We start from the raw sequence: 22,841 nt of genomic DNA on the forward strand, positions 1-22,841 counted from the left end.
AAGAGTATGAGCGATATTTGGAGAGTTGCTAGTCACCAGGGCCCCATGAAGCAGCGGGCCCTGAAGGGCAGGAGTGTTTAAGCAATTCGGCAGGCGTCGGCTTCCCAGCGATACCCCACGCCATAGACCGCGCGGATAAACGACTGCTCAGCATCCAGCGACTCCAGCTTGCGTCGCAGGTTCTTAATATGGCTGTCGATGGTGCGGTCGGTAACGACGCGATAATCGTCATAGAGATGGTTAAGCAATTGTTCTCGGGAGAATACTTTTCCCGGCTCATGTGACAACGTTTTAAGTAAGCGGAATTCAGCGGGTGTTAAATCGAGCATCTTCCCACGCCAGGAGGCCTGAAAACGGCCTTCATCGACGATAAGCGGGCTTTCTGCATCCATTTGTTGTAGTTCGCGCTGCGGTTTGCATCGGCGCAGGATCGTTTTAACACGCGCGACGACTTCGCGCGGGCTGTACGGTTTACAAATATAATCATCTGCACCGATCTCCAGCCCCAGCAGGCGATCAATCTCTTCGATTTTAGCGGTTACCATCATGATGGGGACTTCTGAGAAGCGGCGGATTTCCCGACACAGGGTCAGACCATCGGTACCGGGCAGCATCAGATCCAACAAGATCAGATCGGGCGGTGTTTGGCGCACGTAAGGCAGAACCAGGTCGCCGTGGCTGATGAGCGTAGGAGCGTAGCTCGCTGCCCGCAGGTAGTCGATGAGCAGTTGCCCCAGCTTGGGTTCGTCTTCCACGATCAGAATACGCGGTGTGTTTTCATCAATGGGTAACTCAGTCATACATCTCTCTGTAAATCGCGTTCCAGCGGTAACTCTACTGTAATGCTAACCCCACCAAAAGGCGAATGGGCGGCGCGGATCAGACCATTATGCGCTTGTACGATATTGACGCAAATCGCCAGCCCCAGCCCGGAACCTCCGCTGGCGCGGTTACGCGAGCCTTCGGTGCGATAAAATCGTTCAAACAGCTTCTGTAACTGCTCATCACTTACGCCGGGAGCGGAATCCGCGAAGGTTAATAACACCATGCGTTCGCGTTGTTCGGCGCTGATGTGCAGCCCGCCGCCGCTGTCGGTGTAGCGCAGGCTGTTTTCCAGCAGATTGTTGAACAACTGCATCAGGCGATCCCTGTCGCCAAATACCGTCATGCTGTCCGGGAGCGAGAGTTGAATCGTCAGTCCACGGCTGGCAAAGCGTTCACGAAATGCGCCGCTTGCCACCTCAAGCAGCGGGATAAGATCCAGCGATGATTTCTGATAGGCCAGCGCGCCTTCATCTGACATGGAGAGCTGATGAAGGTCGTCAACCAGTTTGGTGAGCGTACCCACTTCAGCCTGCAAAGAAGCAACGGAGTCGGGCGTGAACTGGCGGACGCCATCCTGAATGGCCTCCAGTTCACCGCGCAACACCGCCAACGGCGTGCGCAGTTCGTGAGAAATGTCGGCCATAAAGTCACGACGCATCTGCTGGTTTTTTTCCAACGTACTGGCGAGCTGGTTGAAGTCCTGCGCCAGCTTGCCTAGCTCATCCGTACTGGTTGGCGTAACGCGAGTGGTGAAATCGCCCGCCGCCAGTTTGTGCGTGCCTTCCACCAACCGTTTAACCGGGGCCAGCAGGCTGCGCGCCAGCGTAAACGTTGCCAGCGCAGCCAGAATCGTGGAGAGCGCGACGATAAGCCAGCTGGAACGTCTTTGCTGCATGTCGAAATTGATATCGGTATTACGCGTTAAACGCTCCACCGGAGAGGCAATCACAGCACCCACTTCGCTACCGTTGACGCGGATGGGATGGCGCATACCGTCGCGGGGGACAGGAGCCCGCGGGCCGACCAGTACGTGGGCATTTTGATCGACAACCCAAAACTGTGTACGCCAGCCGTGTGGCGGCATGCCTGGACCCGGTTTATCATCGTCGTTGTCGTGTTCAAAAGAGCGCAGGATCTGGAAAACGAAACGATCGTTATTGCGTAAGAATCGCCAGTTGCCGTGCTGCGCGTACTGCTCGCTTAACGCGTCGCTGAGCATTTGCAGCCGCTGTTCGTTACCGTGCTTAATATAGTCGATAAAACCGCGTTCGAAGCTTATGCGTACGGCCCAGTGCATGCTGATCAGCAACACAATGCAGGTGGCGAAAATCGCCAGAAACAGTTTGCCGGTGATACCGGGCCGCCAGAACTTCATCAGGTGCTCCTTTTGCGTCGTGAAATCACCGCATTGGTTTGCGTGTCGTTCGGCACGCGGGCAAAAATAATGGCGGGCAGCGCAATAATGAATGCAATGCACAGCCAGGTATACATAAAGACGCTATGCGTACTACCGCTGTCGATGGCGATATGTTGCTGGCCAAACATGCCTAACAGCAGACCCGCGATGGTCACCCCGATACTCATCGACAGCTGCATGATCATCGACAGCAAGCTGTTGCCGCTGCTGGCGAGATCGTCAGGCAGATCTTTTAACGTCAGGGTATTCATGGATGAAAAGCGCGTTGAGTTGACCATTCCCTGTAAAAACAGCACGAAGGGCAGGGCGTAATACCAGCCCAGCAGTGCCGTGGTCATTAGCAACAGACTGACCAGCGACAGGCCAAGCGTGGTGGTAATCAGTACGCGACGATAACCAAAGCGGTTAACGACCTGCACCACAATGCGCTTCATGCCCATACTGCCCAGCACCATCGGGATCATCATCAGTCCGGCATGAAACGGTGAAAAACCGAGGCCAATCTGTAAAAACACCGGCGTCATAAACGGCAGCATACCGCTGCCGATGCGTCCGGCAAAACTGCCGAACAGACCTAGCGAGAAGGTCGATGTGCGAAACAGATTCAGGCTAAACAGCGCGCGGGGATTTCGATGGGCGTGTTTCAGATACAGCGCAATAGCCAGCACCCCGCAGATAACCAACGCCGCCAGCGTGATACTGGAGAGTCCGGTTCCTTTGCTGCCATCGAGCGCCAGCGTCAGAACCGCCATACCGACCGCCAGCATCGCGAATCCGGAGAGGTCGAAGCGTCGGGTTTGCATGGTGTAGTTGGGCATCAACATTAACGTCGCTATCGCGCCGACAATGCCTACCGGAATGTTAATCAAAAAGATCCAGTGCCAGGAGGCGTATTCAACCAGAATTCCGCCTAACGCTGGGCCCAGCAGCGGGCCGATTTGACCGGGTAAAGTGACAAACGTCATCGCCGCCATATATTGCTCACGCGGGACGATTTTCATCACCGTCAGCCTGCCGACTGGCACCATCATCGCACCGCCAACGCCTTGTAAGACGCGCGCCATCACCAGCTCGTTGAGCGTGCTGGACCAGGCGCAAAACAGCGAACCAAGCGTAAACAGGATAATGGCGGTGAAGAAGATATTACGCACGCCAACTTTGTCCGCCAGCCATCCGCTGGCGGGCAGCATCACGGCAACGGTTAAAACATATGACACAATGACCATATGCATGTGTAACGGGCTTTCCCCGAGGCTTGCCGCCATCGAGGGAAGCGCGGTATTAACGATGGTGGTATCCAGCGACTGCATAAAAAAACCAAATGCCACAATCCAAAGTTGCCAGCGGGTGCTGTCGGGAAGTTCTGTCATAACTCTGCTACCGGTTTGCTGTTTTTACGCGAAAAACGCAGACGCAGACGGTCGAAAAAGAGATAGACCACAGGCGTGGTGTACAGCGTCAGGAGCTGGCTCACGACCAGCCCACCGACAATGGTTATCCCCAACGGCTGGCGCAGCTCAGAGCCATCCCCTGCGGATAACACTAACGGCAGTGCGCCAAATAACGCCGCCAGCGTGGTCATCATGATTGGGCGAAAGCGCAACAGGCAGGCCTGGAAAATAGCTTCTTCCGGCTGCAGCTTACCGTTTCTCTGCGCTTCCAGTGCAAAATCGACCATCATGATGGCGTTTTTCTTCACAATTCCAATTAATAGCATGATCCCTATCAGGGCGATTAGGCTGAATGGGGCATTGAACAGCTCCAGCGCCAGCAAAGCCCCGACCCCTGCCGAAGGTAGCGTGGAGAGAATGGTCAGCGGATGTACATAGCTTTCATACAGCATACCCAGCACGATATAGACGGTGGCGATGGCGGCGATAATCAGGATCATCTGCGAGTTCATAGTGTCCTGAAATACCTGGGCGGTACCGGCAAAGCTGCCACGAACCGTGGAGGGGACGCCGAGCTGGGTCATGGTTCTGTTGATGGCCTCTGTCGCTTCTGACAGTGAAGAACCTGTCGGCAGGTTAAACGACACGGTTGAGGCGGCAGATAATCCCTGATGGTTTACCGACAGTGGGGCATTCGCTGGCTGCCATTTGGCAAAGTACGATAACGGGATCGCTTTACCGTCATTGTTGATGACGAACATTTTGTCCAGTGCGCTGATGTCCTGGGTGTAACGTCGATCGACCTCCATCACCACTTTGTACTGGTTCATCGGCTGATAGATGGTTGAAATTTGTCGCTGACCAAAGGCGTTATTCAGCAGGCTGTTGGCGGCTGCCACGTCGATCCCAAGACGAGACATGGTGTCGCGATCGTAAATCAGATTCATCTCCGCGCCATTGTCCTGCTGATCGGAGTTGACGTCCGCCAGTTGGGGCAGGGCGGCAAGCGCCTTACGGATCTTCGGTTCCCACTCACGCAGCGCCGCCAGATCGTCGGACAGCAATGTGTATTGATAGCTGGCGTTGGCCTGGCGTCCGCCAACGCGGATGTCCTGCACCGCCATCAGAAACAGATTCGCACCTGGTTCTTTTGAAAGCGCAACGCGCAGGCGGTCGATCACCTGCTGAGCGGTTTCACGGCGCTCATCGCGTGGCTTGAGGGTAATAAACATCATCCCGCTGTTAACCCGTGACCCACCGGTAAAGCCGGTGACATTGTTCACCGCCGGATCGTCGCGGATGATCTTCATAAAATCCTGCAGTTTACCGCGCATCGCCTGGAAAGAGATGCTCTGGTCAGCCTGGATCCCTCCCATCAATACGCCCGTATCCTGCTCCGGGAAGAAGGTTTTGGGGATGGAAACATAAAGCCAGATATTCAGCGCAATGGTGCCGAGTAATACCACGCCCACCAGTCGCGTGTGGCGCAGTACCCATTTAAGTGAAGTGCTGTAGCTTTGCTGCAGCGCTACCAGCACGCGACCAAATCCCCGTTTACGCGGCTGTTCACGCGGGGCGCTGGATTTAAGCATCCAGCCGCACATCATTGGCGTTAATGTCAGCGACACCAGCAGCGAGATACCGATGGCAACCGACAGCGTGACGGCAAATTCGCGCAGCAGGCGTCCAGGCAATCCGCCCATTAACAGCAGCGGCAGGAATACCGCCACCAGCGACAGGCTCATGGAAAGCACGGTGAATCCCACTTCGCGCGTACCCTGTAACGCCGCCTGGAGTGGCTTCATTCCTGCTTCCAGGTGGCGGGCAATATTTTCCAGCACCACGATGGCGTCATCTACGACAAATCCCGTGGCAATGGTTAACGCCATCAATGACAGGTTGTTCAGGCTGAATCCGCACAGATACATGGCGGCAAAGGTACCGATCAGCGAGACCGGAACCGCTACCGCGGGGATCAGAGTCGCACGCCCGGATCGCAGGAAAACAAAGACCACCAGGATAACCAGCGCCACGGAGATAATCAGCGTCTGTTCAACTTCCTCTAATGAAGCGCGAATGGTCGGTGAACGGTCCTGGGCGATTTGCAGATCGATGGCGGCCGGGACCAGCGTTTGTAGCTCCGGTAATTTGGCGCGAATGCTATCTACCGTCTGAATAATATTGGCTTCCGGCAGCTTGCGGATCATCAGCAGAATGGCCGGTTTGGCGTTGGTCATCCCCGCGTTACGAACGTCCTGTACAGAGTCGGTTATAGACGCAACATCACCCAGTTGCACCGCTGCGCCGTTGTTATAGTGGATGATAATCGGTTGATATTCGGCGGCGGTTTTCAGCTCATCGTTAGTTTGTACCTGCCAGCGATGGGTATCATTCTCGATAGCGCCCTGCGGCTTACGCACGTTGGCATTGTCGATCGCGCTACGCACGTCGTCCAGTGACACGCCCTGGTTAAACAGCGCCTGCGGGTTGAGTCCTACCCGCACGGCAGGCAGAGAACTGCCTCCAACGTCCACGTCGCCCACACCGTCGATTTGCGCGATGGTCTGCGCCAGTTGTGTTGATGCGAAATCGTACAGTTCACCCTGCGAGTAAGTGTCCGACGTCAGCGTCAGGATCATGATTGGCGCATCGGAAGGGTTAGCTTTGCGATACGTTGGTCGGCTCGGCATCCCGCTGGGCAGCAGGCTTTGCGCGGCGTTAATCGCGGCCTGAACGTCCCGCGCCGCGCCATTGATGTCACGGTCGAATTTGAATTCGAGAATAATACGCGTACTGCCAAGCGAACTACTCGAAGTCATTTCGTTTACGCCCGCGATGCGGCCCAGCGAGCGCTCCAGCGGAGTTGCGACCGAAGACGCCATCGTTTCAGGGGAGGCACCGGGTAATGATGCGCTGACCATTATCACCGGAAAATCCACCTGCGGCAGCGGAGCGACCGGCAGCAGACGAAAGCCCAGAATACCGCATAGGGTGATAGCCACCGAAATGAGAATGGTCGCCACCGGCCGATGAATGAAAAGCGCGAAAAATTTCATTTACGCTTCCTCTTCCTGACGCGGGAAGCGGCTTTTCACATACAGCGACAGACGGTCAAACAGCAGATAAATTACTGGGGTGGTAAACAGGGTTAATACCTGACTCACAAGCAGTCCACCGACCATGCCAATGCCTAACGGACGGCGTAACTCTGCGCCCACGCCGGTACTTAACATCAGCGGCAACGCGCCGAGCAGTGCCGCCAGCGTAGTCATCAGAATTGGGCGGAAACGCAGCAGACAGGCCTGGAAAATAGCATCGCGCGGTGCCATGCCTTGTTCGCGCTCCGCGGCAAGGGCAAAGTCGATCATCATGATGGCGTTTTTCTTGACGATACCGATGAGCAAAATAATGCCAATAATCGCGATGACGTCCAGTTCGCTGCCGGCAATCATTAACGCCAGCAGTGCCCCGACGCCCGCCGTCGGCAGCGTGGAGAGAATAGTAATTGGGTGAATAAAGCTCTCATACAGCACGCCGAGCACGATATACATCGCCACAACCGCAGCCACAATCAACCAGATCGTATTTCCCAGCGCGGCCTGGAAGGCGAGCGTGCTGCCCTGGAACTGGGTCGTAATATTTGCGGGCAGGTTAAGCGTTTTTTCGGCGTCCAGAATCGCCTGTACCGCATCACCCAGCGAATGTTCGTCTGGCACGTTGAACGAGATGGTAGTGACCGGGAACTGATCGAGGTGGTTAATCGACAGCGGTGCAAAACGCTGTTCAATACTGGCGATTGCGCTGAGCGGTACTATGCCACCGTCGCTACTGGTCAGACGTATTGTATCCAGTGCCGCAAGCCCCGGCGTATTGTTGGTGTTATGTTCTAACACCACGCGATATTGATTTGCCTGGGTGTAAATAGTCGAAATCAAACGCTGGCCGAAGGCGTTGTACAGGGCGTTGTCGACATCTGACATGCTGATGCCCAAACGGCTTGCGCTGTCGCGATTGACGTTCACATACGCTACCAGCCCTTTGTCCTGCCAGTCGCTGCTGACGTCGGACAGTTGCGGTAGCTGCTGTAGTTTTGCTAACAGCTGTGGAACCCAGGTGCTGAGGGCATCAAGGGATGTCGCTTGCAGCGTGAACTGATATTGCGTCCGGCTCACCTGAGTATCAATCGTCAGATCCTGAGTGGGCTGAAGATAAAGGTCAACTCCGGGAACCCTGTCAACCGCATCCTGTAAGCGCGCAATCACTTTCTGCACCCGATCGTCACGTTCATCCAGCGGTTTAAGGTTGATTTGCAAACGCGCGCTGTTCAATGCCGGATTAGTACCATCCACACCGACAAAAGCGGTCAGGCTCTCTACCGCCGGATCTTTAAGGATGACATCTGAAACCTGGCGCTGGCGCTCGGTCATGCTGGCGAATGAGCTGGACTGCGGCGCCTGTAGCGTACCCTGGATAATGCCGTTGTCCTGGATTGGGAAGAAACCTTTGGGGATGAAAACCCATAGCATGACGCTCAATGCCAGCGTGCCGAGCGCTACGCTAAGTGTGAGCCACGGATGGTTAAGTACTTTTGCCAGCCAATGACCGTACCCGGCTATGACGCGATCAAACATTCGCTCTGAGGCGCGGGAGAAGCGATTCTGCTTACGCAATGAGGCCTGATTCAGCATACGCGCGCACATCATCGGCGTAAGAGTGAGCGAGACAACGGCAGAAATCAGAATCGCCACCGCCAGCGTAACGGCGAATTCACGGAACAAACGCCCGACAATATCGCCCATGAATAACAGTGGGATCAATACCGCAATCAATGAAAACGTCAGGGAGATGATGGTAAAACCAATTTCGCCTGCGCCCTTCAGGGCAGCAGTCAGCGGTTTTTCGCCTTTTTCGATATAGCGTGAAATATTCTCGATAACCACGATAGCGTCATCCACAACAAAGCCTGTCGCGATGGTTAGCGCCATTAAGGTCAGATTGTTGATGGAGAAATCAAGAAATACCATCACCGCGAAGGTGCCGATTAACGACAACGGTACGGCGACTGCAGGAATAATCGTCGCCGGAATATTGCGCAGAAATAGGTAGATAATCATCACCACCAGCGCTATCGCCAGCATCAACTCGAACTGGGTGTCTGCAACGGAGGCTCGAATATTGGTGGTACGATCGGAAAGTACGCTGACCTTAACCGATTTGGGCAGGCTTTCGGTGAGCTGTGGCAGCATCTGGCGGATACTGTCTGCCGTGGAGATAATGTTCGCCCCAGGCTGGCGCTGCACATTCATCACTATAGCTTGTTGCTTATTTGCCCATGCACCCAGCCAGCTGTTTTCTGCTCCTTGTTCGACGGTAGCAACATCGCCCAGACGAACCGGCGCACCGTTTTTATAGGCAATAATGAGCTGACGATATTCATCTGCGGACTGCATTTGGTCGTTAGCTGAAAGGGTAACGGCGCGCGTTGGGCCATCAAGACTCCCTTTTGCTGAATTGACGTTGGCACCGGTAATGGCCGTACGGATGGTTTCGCTGGTAAGACCGAGTGCGGCAATGGCCTGAGCGTTAAGTTTCACGCGGACCGCCGGACGTTGCCCACCGGAAAGTGTTACCAGACCCACGCCGGATACCTGAGAGATTTTCTGCGCGACGCGGGTTTCGACCATATCTTCCACCTGCGTCATCGGCATGGCGCTGGAAGTGACCGCCAGCGTCATGATCGGCGGATCTGCCGGGTTTACCTTGCTGTAGACCGGAGGGTTAGGTAGATCGCTGGGTAATAAATTGGTGGCGGCGTTAATCGCGGCCTGAACTTCTTGCTCGGCAACATCCAGCGGGAGCGTCAGTTGAAACTGTAACGTAACGACCGATGCGCCACCGGAGCTTTGTGATGACATCTGTTTTAAGCCAGACATCTGGCCAAACTGACGTTCAAGCGGCGCGGTTACCGCCGAGGTCATGACGTCCGGGCTGGCGCCAGGGTAGAGCGTAACGACCTGAATCGTGGGGTAATCCACTTCAGGTAAGGCGGCGATTGGCAGGAAGCGATAACCGATAATACCGGCAAGCAAAATCGCGACCATCAGCAGCGTAGTGGCGACGGGGCGCAGAATGAACAGGCGCGATGGTCCGCCTGTGTTGTCCGGAGGTAACACCTGCATCAGGAGTTGGCTCCTTTTTTGCCGTATCCGCGTGGCGCTGTTTTCTCATCGGAAACAGAGGCGTCGTGCGCCTCAACGACTTCGACTTTTGCGCCTTCCGTCAGACGGTCAATACCGTCAGTCACGACCCGATCGCCTGCGGACAACCCAGCGGCGATCACCACTTTTTGGCTGTCCTGAATACCCGGTTTAACCAGATGCTTGCTCACTTTGTTGTCGCTATTCAGTACCCAGACAAAGTGCCCTTCGTTGCCCATCTGCAGGGCTGCTGTTGGGATCACAACGGCATTTTGCTGCGTGTCGACCAGCATGCGGGCGTTGACGAACTGGTTAGGGAATAACGCATCATCCTGATTGTTAAAACGGGCTTTAACTTTGATGGTTCCTGTAGTGGCATCAATCTGATTGTCGAGACTGAGCAGGACGCCTTCACTCAGTTTTTGTGAATTGGTTCGGTCCCAGGCTTCGACCTTCAGCTGGTTCCCCGATTTTTGTGCCTGCAACACGGTAGCAATGTCGTTTTCAGGCAAAGTAAATATCAGGTCGATGGGATGAGTTTGCGTAATGACGACGATCCCGGTGGTATCGCCGCTGGAAATTTGGTTACCGACATCGACCTGCTTCAGGCCGACACGACCATCGACAGGTGCGGTTATCCGACTCCAGTCGAGCTGCAACTGAGCGCTGGCGACACTGGCTTCATCCGCTTTGATTGTGCCTAACGTCTCATTGACCAGCGCCTGCTGGGCATCCAGCTCCTGGCGGGAGACCAGATTGGTTTTAACCAACTGTTGATAGCGGGCAAGATCGCGACGGGCATTCGCCAGCGTGGCTTTATCTTTTGCCAGTTGTCCCTGCGCCTGAGCCAGAGCGACTTTGAACTGGCTGGGATCTATCTCTGCCAGCAGGTCGCCGGCTTTTACCTGTTGTCCTTCCTCAAAGTGTAAGGCAATGAGCTGACCGTCCACCCGGCTACGTACCGTGGCGGTATTGGCGGCAGTAATGGTACCCAGCCCTGTCAGGTAACGTGGAACGGCTTCCTCGGTGGCAGTGGCAGCCTGCACGGGAGCCAACGGTCCGGAGCGCAATCCACGGCGTGCCGACCCAGGCGTGTGCTGCGCTGGTTTGGTAGCGTCCGGTGCGGTTTCCTGGGAAGCGCTGCGGCTTTGCCAGAACCAGATGGCGGCGACGGTGGCCACGACGATCACGATTGCTATCACCCAGCGGGATTTATTACTGCCTTTCATTGTTATGAGTTTCTCATCCTGAAACGATTCGCGGAATGATACTAGTTTAGCCAGTGAACAAGGGAGAAAAATGGAGGAATTATGAAACACTGTCGGGATTCGTCTGAATGCTGACGCGGCTTTGCGAGGCGTTACGCAACAATTTGCGGCGAAAATAGCGAATGCGTCATTGTGCGTTAGAGTGCGGTCAAGGCAAAAGGAGGTTAGCCAGAGATTTCAGCGGGACGCTGGAACGGGAAAGCCCCTCCCGAGGAAGGGGCCAAAATAAGGAAAGGGTTATGATGAAGTACGTCATCATACTGGTGATACTCTTAGTCATTAGCTTACCGGCTTACTAAGACACCAGGGGGAGGGGAAACCTTCCCTAACCCTCACTCCTGAAAATAAGCCACAGCAACGGTGATGTCAATACGCACACCTTTCAGCTTGCGAGCGGCTTAGCGGAAAACAACGTCAGCCCAGAGGGCCAGACCGGCGGTGACAGAACCGAAGTCATCGCCACCCGCGATAGGGATCCCTGGAAGCTGCTGGGCGAGGGCTTTTTTAATCAGCGGTGAACGCGCGCTGCCGCCGGTCAGATAAATCACGTCCGGTTTTTCCTGCGCGTTGTCCAGCGCCAGTTTGACCTGCTCCAGAATGCGCGCCAGGGGCTGATTGAGCGCGGCCTCCAATCCATGTTGACTAATATCGGTTGCCAGCGTGTCGCTGATAAACGGTATCGCCGCCGTTACAATGGTCTGGTCGGAAAGCGCGATCTTGCTCTCTTCTGCGCTGCGCACCAGGCGATAGCTCAGACGCTCGCGCCAGACTTTAAGCAGCAAGGCTACTTTATCGGCTTCTTTCGCGTCGCGGACAAGATCGTTCAGTAAACGACCGTTGGCGCTGCTGTAGAAATCACTTTGCGCGGGAACATCGTTGATCGCAACCGCGTTCCACCAGGGGAGAATCGGTAAGGCGATCCCTTTTTCAGTCTCACCGCCCATACCTAGCAGCGGCATCAGGTGTTTAAACGCCAGCGCGATATCCAGATCGTTCCCGCCTACACGGCAGCCACTGTGTCCCAGCAGGCTGTTTTCGCGATCGGCGCGCTGATGCCATTGCGGCCCCATCAGCAGTAGTGAACAGTCGGTCGTACCCCCGCCAATATCTACCACCAGCACGCGTTTCTCATCCTGCAGTGTGGCTTCGTAATCCAGCCCCGCTGCTACCGGCTCGTACTGGAAGACGACATCCTGAAAACCGGCACGTTTGGCCGCACGTTCAAGAATCCCCTGCGCCTGGGTGTTGGCGTCATCGCCGCCTAATCCCTGGAAGTTGATGGGGCGACCAATTACGGCCTGAGTGATAGCTTCCGGCAGTTGGCTTTGCGCCTGGTTGCGAATGTGCAGCATCATTGCACAGACCAGATCTTCAAAAAGCGCAACTTGCTGCGGCTTTAGACCGCTGGCGCCCAAAAATGATTTTGGCGATTTAACGAAGTACACCTCTTCCGGGTCTTCAATATACTGACCCAGCGATGTCAGACCGAACTGCACGCTGTTGGCGTTAACGTCGATGTCCTCTTCGCGATTGTAGCGCATCGCACGGCTAAGCAGCGCCTGTGTTTCATCGTCCGTGGTTGGAACGTCGTGATGGCGATACAGCCACTCGCTAACCGCTTCGCGCGTTGGTGCACACAGCATTGAGGGTAGCAGCGTGCTGTTATTTTCCATTTTGAGCAGGTGGGGCTGCCCATCACGCATAACGGCCACTGAACAGTTTGCCGTACCGTAGTCAAAACCAATAAACACCGTAAAAATCCCCATGCCAGTGAAGAAGGGGCGTGACTTTAACGAATAGTTGACGGCCCGACAACTGGAATATGAAAGCAAGGCGTACTGATTGAATACCGTTTATGCTGTAAGTTTGCTTTAAAAGGAAAACCGAATGTTCACGCTGAGCTGGCAACCGCCTTATGACTGGCCCTGGATGCTGGGATTTCTTGCCGCCCGTGCGGTTGAAGGTGTCGAAACCGTAGAAGAACTGAGTTATGTCCGAAGTCTGTCCGTAGGGGAGCATCGTGGTCTGGTGAGCGTTGTCCCGGATCTGCACGCCAATGTGTTACACGTGACGTTGAGCTCAGGGTTACAGCCTGTAGCCTCCGTGTGCCTGGCAAAAATAACGCGCTTGTTCGATCTTTCATGTTGCCCGCAGCAAATTGTCTGCGCGCTGGGTAACCTCGGCGCGGCGCGTCCGGGATTGCGCCTGCCGGGATGTGTCGATGCTTTTGAGCAAGGGGTACGGGCGATTTTAGGACAGTTAGTCAGCGTGGCGATGGCCGCGAAACTGACAGCGAAAGTAGCGCACGCTTATGGCAATACGCTGGAGGATGCGCCCGAGTATGTGTGTTTTCCCTCTCCAGAAGAGCTTGCCAACGCCGATCCGCTGCACCTGAAAACGTTAGGAATGCCGCTCAAACGCGCTGAAGCGTTGATTCACCTTGCTCATGCAACCCTTGAAGGAACGCTCGCGACAACAGCCCCTGCCGATATCGAACAAGGCGTTAAGCAGCTACAAACATTTCCCGGGATAGGGCGATGGACCGCCAACTACTTTGCGCTGCGCGGCTGGCAGGCGAAGGACGTTTTTCTGCCGGATGATTATCTGATTAAGCAGCGTTTTCCCGGCATGACACCAGCCCAGATCCGGCGGTATGCAGAGCGCTGGAAACCCTGGCGCTCCTATGCGCTGTTGCATATCTGGTATACGGATGGTTGGCAACCGTCAGTTGATGGCGAAATTGCTGGTATTCAGTAGCAGATCCAGCGGTTGGGCGTCGGCAATAATATCGCCATAAATCATATCAATACCGATGCCAGAAAGCGTATCCATGATGAGTGGCAGTTGCACCGGACCGGCGATGGTTTTAATGTCCAGGCGCTGAGCATGACCCTGGATAATGGACACCCACATTTCGTCGATCAAGTTGCCGGGAGCGCTGGCACTTAGCTCGCTGTCGAGTAACAGGTAATCGACAATGTGATATTTCAGGTTGTCAAAAAGCTCTAAGTCGCGACCAACCTGACTTAACACAATTCGACAACCGTACTGCCGCAGTCGATGCAGGGCGGATACCGCCTGCGTTGGGCTTGTTTTGATGACGCTTGATGGAACGGTCAGATGCAGCAATCGTGGCGGTAGCGGGCTGCGTTGCAAGTGCTCCAGCAGCTCATCTACCAGCTCTGTGTTGAGCAGGCCGGCGGCGGAAAGGGGCAGGGCAATACTGAGGCCCTTGTTGGCGACAGCCGGGGCAGCACTCTGGAAGAACTCGCCGAATACCCGACGATCGAGCGCCTGACTCAACGTGGGATCGACCAACCCGGCATGGAAGGCTTGATCTTCAATGACTTCACCCTCAGCGGTGCCTAAGCGAAGCGAGATAATCCAGAAGCTAAAAGTCTCCGGTATACGCGGAGAAGCAACACCTCTGGCGATCATCAGCATAGGGTTGTGTGTAATAGTGTGTCTTTGTTCATCCAATGACAGTTGGCTACGCGCGGCATGGGCCTGGCTTTGCTGAGGTTCATAGACACAGACTCGCCCACGGCCGCTGTTTTTCGCCGCGTAGCAGGCGATATCGGCCTGAGACATAACGTCAGTCGCGACATGGTTTTTCTCATCAATCAGCGTAATTCCCGCACTGGCGCCAATACGGTGCAAACGGCCTTCCCACATAAATTGGTAATTGTTAATAGCACTGATGATGCGTCCTGAGATAAAGCGGGCGCTTTCGATATTACAATCCGGCAGCAACAGACCAAACTCGTCGCCGCCAAGGCGCGCCAGCATATCGCTGGATCGCAACATGCTGAGCATAAGCGCAGAGAGTTCACGCAGCAGGGCATCGCCGGCGGCATGACCCGCGCTGTCGTTCACCGCTTTAAAACGATCCAAATCGATAAAAACCAGTACATGGCACTGGCGAGTGTCGTGTACTGAATGCAGCAATTGTTTTAGATGGTTTTCGAAGCTGACCCGGTTTGCCAACTGCGTCAGATCATCATGTGAGGCACTGTAGCTAAGCTGGCGGAGCATCTTCCGTGACTCTGTGACGTCCTGAATGACTAACACCGAACCAATGCTGCCACCGTCAAGGGTGCTGAGGGGCGTGATGCTGTACTGAATGTCATAACTGTTGCCGTTACGACAATGCAGGACCACTTCCTGCTCGATTGCCGTACGCGACATGTCAGCACTGTAGATATTTTCCATCAGCGGACCGTTCTCGCCAAAAGTAATATGTAGTACCGTCAATAGCGGAATGCCGATGGCACTGTCCTGTTGCCAGCCGCTCATTTTCTCAGCGACCGGATTCATAAAGGTCACGTTCATATCGACATCAATACAAATTACCGCTTCGCCGATTGAGTCCAGCGTAATGTGCAGGCGCTCTTTTTCCTGATACAGCGCTTCGTTAAGCTGCTTCACTTCGGTCATATCCATATTGATACCAAGTAAGCGTTCAACTTCACCGTCTTTATTCAGCACCCGGTTGGCCAACGAGCGGATATGGCGTATGCCATCTTTTACTGCGATACGAAACTCAAGCTTAAACGGAGCCCGTGCGGCCAGCGAATCACGAATCACATTTTCGGCGTACTCGCGATCTTCAGGTACGAGGCATTGATACCAGACTTGCCAACTGGGTTTGATATGTGCAGGAACTTCATACAGATCGAACATCCGTTTATCCCAACTGATCACGTCAGGCTGCAGTTCCCATTCCCAAATCCCAATCCCCCCGGCTTCATTGGCGAGAGTAATGCGCTCCATCAGCCGTTTATTAATCCACTCGGTATGCTTCAGGTCGTTAATGTCTTCAACCTGCGCGATAAAGTAGAGTGGAGTGTTGTCGCTATGGCGCACCAGCGAAACGGCCAGCAACGCCCAGACGACGTCGCCCGCGCGGGTGTAATAGCGTTTTTCCATGGAATAGCTATTAATCTCTCCGCGTGCCAGCATGTTGAGCTGTTCAAGGTCGTTGTTCAGATCTTCCGGCCAGGTTAATTGCTGGAAGGTCAGCGAACGTAGCTCCTCCTGGCTATAGCCCAGAAACTGGCACAAGGCTTTATTGGCCTGTAGCCATTGCCCCTCGGTGCCAACCAGTGCCATGCCAATCGCGGAATATTCCATGGCGTTGCGAAAGCGCGATTCGCTTTCTGAAATGTGCTTGCGTTCGGCTCGAAACGCGTACATCACCATGGTCATCATGTTGGCTGGCAACAGGATCATTAAAAACGGCAGCCAGGGTATGCTGGTCAACATGGTCAGTTTGGGGGTGTAGAGCAACGAAGGGTCGGCGGCCAACATCAGCGAAACCATCATCACGGTGCTGAGGAATATTAAAAACGCCTCCATACGCGGCAGACGGACAGCGCTCCACATCAGCAGGACAATAACGCAAGTGAACGGCCATGGAATGTACATCATCGACAGCCAACTAAGCGTTAAGGTCACCAATAGCGTAATCAGGGTCTCAAGCAGTAAACGCGGGTCGCGATGACGCAGCAGATAATGTGGTTTAAACAGCAAACCTAACGGCACCAACGCCAGTGCGCCAATGGATTCTGACAGTACCCAAATGAGAAAGGTATTTAACGTAGTTTCCTTCGGCAGCAACATCCACATCAATACGCCGCCCAGCAGTGGCGGAACAACCGCGCTGCCAAATGCCAGACGCGCCCAGTCGTTAAGATTTTGTAAGGGATTGTACCAGGGCAGCAGTTTACGCAATAACATTGCGCCAACAACAGCCTCAATAATGTTAATGACCGTATAGGAGAAATTAAGCGACTGTACGGGGAAGAAGAGTAAAGAGGCGCCGATGCTACCGAATGAGCAAGCCAGCGCGATCCCAGGCCACATCTTTCCAGCGTGACGGTAAAAAGCCACCATCATGATAGAGGTTGGAAACCACAGCGGCGCAAGCTGTGCGCCGTAACGTGACAGTTCCAGCGAAAACAACGTAAAGATGAAAGCCACCAGACCTAAACTGGCCAGGCGCAGTAGAGGATGGGGTAAGGTAACTAAAACATGTTGGGATTGTTTACTCATTACCACTCTACCCAAATAGCCGTTGTCGCCCAGCAGAGATGCCGGACGCATCACATTTAATCTGGGATTATGCTAGTACAAACAATTTACAATTTATACGCCAGCTGCTCATAAATTAACACTCCCAAGCTATTAATTCCTAAGGCAGGTGAATAAATATAGCGGCTGTTCTAAATCTGACCATTTTAATTTGCGACAGGGACAGCATTGGTGCAGCCTGGGGTGGCATCGCGCCGCTGAAATCCCTATAATTGCCGCGTTTGGCGTTTCGGCGCCGCCCTTCCTTACATCCAGGTTAATCAGGTCGCTAAATTTATGACTGATCAGTCCCATCAGTGCGTCATTATCGGCATTGCCGGCGCATCGGCTTCCGGCAAGAGCCTTATTGCCAGTACTCTTTATCGCGAATTGCGTGAACAAGTCGGTGACGAACATATTGGCGTTATTCCCGAAGACAGCTATTACAAAGATCAAAGCCATCTGTCGATGGAAGAACGTGTAAAAACCAACTACGACCATCCGAACGCGATGGACCATAGCCTGCTGTTTCAACATCTGCAAACGCTGAAACGCGGCTCTGCCATTGAGCTGCCGGTATATAGCTATGTTGAGCATACGCGTACGCAAGACACTATTCATATCGAACCCAAGAAAGTCATCATCCTGGAAGGCATTTTGCTGCTGACGGATGCGCGTTTGCGTGACGAGATGAACTTCTCTATTTTTGTTGATACGCCGTTGGATATTTGCCTGATGCGCCGTATCAAGCGGGATGTGAACGAACGTGGTCGTTCAATGGATTCGGTGATGGCGCAATACCAGAAAACCGTCCGCCCAATGTTCCTGCAATTTATTGAGCCTTCAAAACAATACGCCGACATCATTGTGCCGCGCGGGGGTAAAAACCGCATCGCCATCGATATTCTGAAGGCTAAAATCAGTCAGTTCTTTGAATAAGTTCAGCGAATTGTGTACCGTTCAGTGATAACCTGGTTCACCCTTAACGCACCTGGCATTAAGGGTTTGAAGCACGAAAGGAGAAAGTGCCATGCGTTTATGTGACCGAGATATTGAAGCCTGGTTGGATGAAGGTCGCCTGTCGATCAATCCACGCCCTCCTGTCGAGCGAATCAATGGCGCCACGGTAGATGTGCGCCTTGGCAACAAATTCCGTACGTTCCGCGGTCATACGGCGGCGTATATCGATTTAAGCGGACCGAAAGATGAAGTCAGCGCCGCGCTGGATCGCGTGATGAGTGATGAAATCGTCCTCAAAGACGGCGAAGCCTTTTTCCTGCATCCGGGGGAACTTGCACTGGCGGTAACATTCGAATCCGTGACGCTGCCTTCCGATCTCGTCGGTTGGTTAGATGGCCGTTCTTCGCTGGCTCGTCTGGGACTGATGGTACACGTCACCGCACACCGTATCGATCCGGGCTGGTCTGGCTGTATCGTACTGGAGTTTTACAACTCCGGAAAATTACCGCTGGCTCTGCGTCCGGGGATGCCGATTGGCGCGTTAAGTTTCGAACCGCTTTCCGGTCCGGCAGCGCGACCCTACAACCGTCGTCAGGATGCGAAGTATCGCGACCAGCAGGGCGCCGTTGCCAGCCGGATCGATAAAGACTGAGTGTTTATCAGTCCATTGGGGATAGCATGAGACGATTTCTGACGACGCTGATGATTCTTCTGGTCGTGCTGGTGACCGGCTTTTCTGCGTTAGTACTGTTGGTGAATCCGAATGATTTCCGCGCGTATATGGTCAAGCAGGTTGCCGTACGTAGCGGGTATCAGCTGCAGTTGGATGGCCCCCTGCGTTGGCACGTATGGCCGCAACTGAGTATCCTCTCAGGGCGAGTGATGTTAACGGCTGAAGGCGCCAGCGAACCCCTGGTTCGTGCTGATAATATGCGTCTCGACGTTGCATTGTGGCCGCTGTTGAGTCATCAGCTCAGCGTGAAGCAGGTGATGCTCAAAGGCGCAGTGATTCAATTGACCCCGCAAACTGAGGCGGTACGCGGCAAAGATGCACCCGTTGCCCCAAAAGACAATATGTTGCCCGATCTGGCGGAAGACAAAGGATGGTCGTTTGATATCGCCCGTCTGCGCGTTGCCGACAGTGTTCTGGTGTTCCAACATGAAGATGATGAACAGGTTACCGTTCGCGATATTCGTCTGGAGATGGAACAAGATAGCCAGCACCGCGGCACGTTTGATTTCTCCGGGCGTGTGAACCGCGATCAGCGCGATCTCGCGTTATCCTTTAACGGTACGGTCGATGCCTCCGATTATCCGCACAACTTATCTGCGAATATTGAGCAGTTAAGCTGGCAACTGCAGGGGGCCGATCTGCCGCCGCAGGGGATTAACGGTCAGGGACATCTTCAGGCGCAATGGCTGGAAGAGAAAAAACAGCTTTCATTTAGCCAGATAAATTTGACCGCTAATGACTCTTCTTTCTCCGGGCAAGCGCATGTGGCCTTGTTGGAAAAACCGGAATGGGCCGTTGACCTAAAATTTGGTCAGCTCAATCTGGATAACCTACTCGTACAACATGACGCAGCGGTGACAGCAAAAGGTGAAGTTCAGCAAGGTCAGAGTCAGTCAACGCTGGCGCGCCCCGTTATTGCTTCCCAGGTTGATGCTGTTTCGTATCAGGGACTCAAGGGTTTTTCGGCAGACATCGCTTTGCAGGCTGACAAAGTGCTGTGGCGGAAAATGGCGTTTGAGAATGTCTCGGCAAAAATAGACAACCGGTTCGGCTTACTGAGCATTGCACAGTTGCAGGGAAAAAGTGATGGCGGGCTGATCTCATTGCCCGGCACGCTGGATGCCAGAAAGGGAGAACCGCGAGCGGTCTTTCATCCGCGCCTGGAAGGTGTTGAAATTGGCACTATTCTGAAGGCCTTTGATTACCCCATCGCACTCACCGGCAAGCTGTCGTTGGCAGGAGATTTTTCCGGCTCGGATATTGACGCCCAGGCGTTTCGTCACAGCTGGCAAGGGCAGGCCCATGTCGAAATGAACGATACGCGAATGGAAGGGATGAACTTCCAGCAGATGATACAGCAGGCCGTCGAGCGTAGCGGTGGAGATGCTAAAGCCCAGCAAAATATGGAGAACGTGACCCGTCTGGATCATTTTGTAACCGATATGACGCTGGATAACGGTGAGGTGACGCTGGATAACATGGTAGGGGAGTCCGCTATGTTGGCACTGACCGGCAAAGGAACGTTAGATCTGGTGAAGCAGAATTGCGACACGCTGTTTAACATTCGCGTGCTGGGCGGTTGGGATGGCGAAAGTAAGTTGATTAATTTCCTGAAGGCCACCCCGGTTCCTCTCAGAGTCTATGGTCAATGGCAATCACTGAACTACAGTCTGCAAGTTGATCAGCTTTTGCGTAAACATCTGCAGGATGAAGCAAAACGTCGCCTGAATGACTGGGCCGATCGCAATAAAGATTCCCGCAACGGCAAAGATGTTAAAAAGTTGCTGGATAAGCTCTGATTCATATTGCCGGATGGTGGCTAATGCCCCATCCGGCTCGTGACTTACACCTCGTAATCCATCTCTTCTTCACTGTGTAGCGGTATCAGCTGGACTTTTTGCACGCGATGATTTTCTACCTGCAGGGTTTTTAGCCGATAGTCGCCAACCTGGACTTCCTCCCCGGTTTTTGGGATGCGCTGCAAATATTCCATTAAAAGCCCGGCAATGGTGTGATACTCACGTTTTTCATCTAATGGGATAGGGACGTACTGCACCAGGTCTTCCAGCGGCATATGCCCGTTAGCGGTCCATGAACCATCGGCGTTTTTCTGAATATCATGGCGGGCGTCGATTTCCTCTACCTCGTTTGGCAGATTGCCGGCGATGGTTTCCATCACATCACTCAGCGTCACAATCCCTTCGACGGAACCAAATTCATCGGCTACAAATGCGAAGTGCGTCCGGGCGTTTCGGAACTGCTCAAGCGCCGGAAGTAGCGGCAGAGTTTCCGGGAACACCAGCGGCTGGCGAATCAAGACGCGCAGGTCGAGCGGCTCGCCGCGCAGAGACTGTTGCAGCAAATCGATGACATGCACCACGCCAAGCAGTTCTTCCTGCCCGTCTTCGCCAGTGACCACCAGACGCGTATGCTGGTTTTTTTCCAGTAAGGCGCGGATTTCTGCTTCGGGAGCATTGAGGTCGATGTGTTCAATATCGTGACGCGAGGTCATGATACTGCTGACGGTACGCTGATTAAGGTTCAGCACACGTTCAATCATCCTCCGCTCCTGAGGCGCGAAAATCTGACCTTCATGATGGTCCGCCAGCATTGCCGCGGTTTCGGCATCCAGTTCGGCATCTTCTTTTTGCCCGCTCAGCAGCCGCATTACCGCCTCGGCGGTGCGCTGGCGCAGAGTATGGTTGGCTGAGAGGAAGCGACGACGGTTAAAGATAGCCAACTGGTTTAATGCTTCGATCATCACCGAGAAGCCGATGGCCGCATACAGGTAACCTTTCGGGATATGGAAACCAAATCCTTCGGCGACCAGGCTAAAACCAATCATCAGCAAGAAGCTCAAGCACAGAATAACGATAGTTGGATGACTGTTGACAAAGCGTGTCAGCGACTTGCTCGCCAGCACCATCAGGCTGATGGCAATAATCACCGCAGCCATCATCACGGCCAGGTGATCGACCATCCCAACAGCGGTAATGACGGAATCGAGAGAGAATATGGCGTCCAGCACCACGATCTGCGCGACCACACCCCAGAACTTAGCGCCTTTACGCTGGGTGGGATTGTCGCTGTCTTTTCCTTCCAGCCGTTCGTTGAGCTCCATAGTGGCTTTAAACAGCAGGAAGAAACCGCCGAACAGCATGATCAGATCGCGGGCGCTGAAGCTGAGATCGCGAATGCTGAACAGCGGCGTGGTCAGTGTTACCAGCCAGGATATTGATGCCAGCAGCAGCAGGCGCATAACCATCGCCAGCAGTAGCCCGGTAATACGCGCCTTATCCCGCTGGGCAGGAGGTAGTTTCTCCGCGAGGATGGCAATAAAAACAAGATTATCAATGCCAAGAACAAGTTCGATCACGATTAACGTGACCAGTCCGGCCCAGATTGACGGATCGGCAATCCATTCCATAGTAAATGCTATACCCATAGTTGTATGACAATTGTCACAATTCGATCATGGGTAAAACTGGCGAAAAATGCAATGGCGAGAGGGGATTTCTCTGTCGGTTATATCAGAACAGATGCAGGATAATAGCCTTAATGTAACTACAGGAAATGATTTTATTAATCTAAATATATTTAGGAAATATCGCAGGTGGGATGTTTCTATATCAATATTGTCAACATCAATAAAATCCTAAAAATATACTAATCCAACGCTTAATATTAATCTTAAAAGCTTGGTATCGGTGGCTTGTTATCTTGCCTGATATTCGCTTAGCTGCAACAATTCTTGCGGTAATAATCAAAAGATAAATATTTCCTCATTAACCAGTGGCGCGCATTCCCGATGCGTTGCCGCTGTAAATGTGATGAAAATAAAGGAGAAGATAAAAATTTAAATTAATCAGTGCATTGGTAGCTAGTGAAGCCAGGGGCGGTAGCGTGTCTGGTCGCCTGAAACAAGCCTAAATTATTCTGTCAAGAGACCGCAGATGAATTCATTTTTTTTAGGACTGA

Annotated in this window: 14 protein-coding genes; 5 read left to right on the forward strand and 9 right to left on the reverse strand. The window is 53.6% G+C overall.

What is annotated here, in order from left to right; genetic code table 11:
- Positions 1-77 precede the first annotated feature (77 nt).
- Genes baeR through OGV85_RS15360 form a run of 6 tightly spaced genes read right to left on the reverse strand, consistent with a single transcriptional unit; the run spans position 78 to position 11,059 of the window.
- Complete coding sequence (baeR, locus tag OGV85_RS15335; protein WP_003036797.1) at positions 78-800, reverse strand: envelope stress response regulator BaeR; 723 nt, start codon at positions 798-800, stop codon at positions 78-80.
- Positions 797-2,200 carry an envelope stress sensor histidine kinase BaeS gene (gene baeS / locus OGV85_RS15340; RefSeq protein ID WP_003844344.1) on the reverse strand — a complete coding sequence of 468 codons (1,404 nt, stop codon included), beginning with the start codon at positions 2,198-2,200 and terminating at the stop codon, positions 797-799. The genes baeR and baeS overlap by 4 nt, the downstream gene beginning before the upstream one ends.
- The gene (locus OGV85_RS15345) at positions 2,200-3,612 is read right to left on the reverse strand and encodes an MFS transporter (protein WP_044711356.1); all 1,413 of its coding nucleotides are present in this window, start codon (positions 3,610-3,612) and stop codon (positions 2,200-2,202) included. Before OGV85_RS15345 ends, baeS begins: the two co-directional genes overlap by 1 nt.
- Positions 3,609-6,689, reverse strand: coding sequence for a multidrug efflux RND transporter permease subunit MdtC (gene mdtC / locus OGV85_RS15350; protein ID WP_061547691.1), 3,081 nt, complete (start codon positions 6,687-6,689; stop codon positions 3,609-3,611). Before mdtC ends, OGV85_RS15345 begins: the two co-directional genes overlap by 4 nt.
- Positions 6,690-9,812 carry an MdtB/MuxB family multidrug efflux RND transporter permease subunit gene (locus OGV85_RS15355; RefSeq protein WP_061547692.1) on the reverse strand — a complete coding sequence of 1,041 codons (3,123 nt, stop codon included), beginning with the start codon at positions 9,810-9,812 and terminating at the stop codon, positions 6,690-6,692.
- Positions 9,812-11,059, reverse strand: coding sequence for an MdtA/MuxA family multidrug efflux RND transporter periplasmic adaptor subunit (locus OGV85_RS15360; RefSeq protein WP_061547693.1), 1,248 nt, complete (start codon positions 11,057-11,059; stop codon positions 9,812-9,814). The genes OGV85_RS15355 and OGV85_RS15360 overlap by 1 nt, the downstream gene beginning before the upstream one ends.
- A 278-nt stretch (positions 11,060-11,337) precedes the next feature.
- Between OGV85_RS15360 and OGV85_RS15365 the strand changes: the two genes are divergently transcribed.
- A complete protein-coding gene (locus OGV85_RS15365; protein ID WP_106672390.1) occupies positions 11,338-11,397 on the forward strand; it encodes a type I toxin-antitoxin system Ibs family toxin in 60 nt (19 codons plus the stop codon).
- A 99-nt stretch (positions 11,398-11,496) separates the two neighbouring features.
- Here OGV85_RS15365 and yegD read toward each other — a convergent pair whose 3' ends face one another.
- Positions 11,497-12,849 carry a molecular chaperone gene (yegD, locus tag OGV85_RS15370; RefSeq protein WP_061547694.1) on the reverse strand — a complete coding sequence of 451 codons (1,353 nt, stop codon included), beginning with the start codon at positions 12,847-12,849 and terminating at the stop codon, positions 11,497-11,499.
- 136 nt (positions 12,850-12,985) lie between these two features.
- On the opposite strand from yegD, the gene alkA reads away from it, so the two are divergent.
- Positions 12,986-13,855 carry a DNA-3-methyladenine glycosylase 2 gene (gene alkA, locus OGV85_RS15375; protein WP_061547695.1) on the forward strand — a complete coding sequence of 290 codons (870 nt, stop codon included), beginning with the start codon at positions 12,986-12,988 and terminating at the stop codon, positions 13,853-13,855.
- On the opposite strand, the gene OGV85_RS15380 is transcribed toward alkA, so the two are convergent.
- On the reverse strand, positions 13,823-17,152 hold the full coding sequence (locus tag OGV85_RS15380) for a diguanylate cyclase (RefSeq protein ID WP_061547723.1): 3,330 nt from the start codon (positions 17,150-17,152) through the stop codon (positions 13,823-13,825). The genes alkA and OGV85_RS15380 overlap by 33 nt on opposite strands.
- Before the next feature lie 315 nt (positions 17,153-17,467).
- Here OGV85_RS15380 and udk point away from each other — a divergent pair, with 315 nt between their 5' ends.
- The 3 genes from udk to asmA all read left to right on the forward strand — a co-directional run bounded on the left by udk (position 17,468) and on the right by asmA (position 20,662).
- Complete coding sequence (gene udk / locus OGV85_RS15385; protein ID WP_003036776.1) at positions 17,468-18,109, forward strand: uridine kinase; 642 nt, start codon at positions 17,468-17,470, stop codon at positions 18,107-18,109.
- A gap of 91 nt (positions 18,110-18,200) precedes the next feature.
- Complete coding sequence (gene dcd / locus OGV85_RS15390) at positions 18,201-18,782, forward strand: dCTP deaminase (RefSeq protein WP_003036774.1); 582 nt, start codon at positions 18,201-18,203, stop codon at positions 18,780-18,782.
- 26 nt (positions 18,783-18,808) lie between these two features.
- Complete coding sequence (gene asmA / locus OGV85_RS15395; RefSeq protein WP_032949611.1) at positions 18,809-20,662, forward strand: outer membrane assembly protein AsmA; 1,854 nt, start codon at positions 18,809-18,811, stop codon at positions 20,660-20,662.
- A gap of 44 nt (positions 20,663-20,706) precedes the next feature.
- Here asmA and OGV85_RS15400 read toward each other — a convergent pair whose 3' ends face one another.
- Positions 20,707-22,290: a TerC family protein gene (locus OGV85_RS15400; protein WP_003841782.1), complete on the reverse strand. Its 1,584-nt coding sequence runs from the start codon at positions 22,288-22,290 to the stop codon at positions 20,707-20,709.
- Between the last annotated feature and the right edge of the window lie 551 nt (positions 22,291-22,841).

The sequence above is a fragment of the Citrobacter sp. Cf132 genome, from assembly GCF_030333885.1.
Lineage (GTDB): Bacteria > Pseudomonadota > Gammaproteobacteria > Enterobacterales > Enterobacteriaceae > Citrobacter > Citrobacter freundii.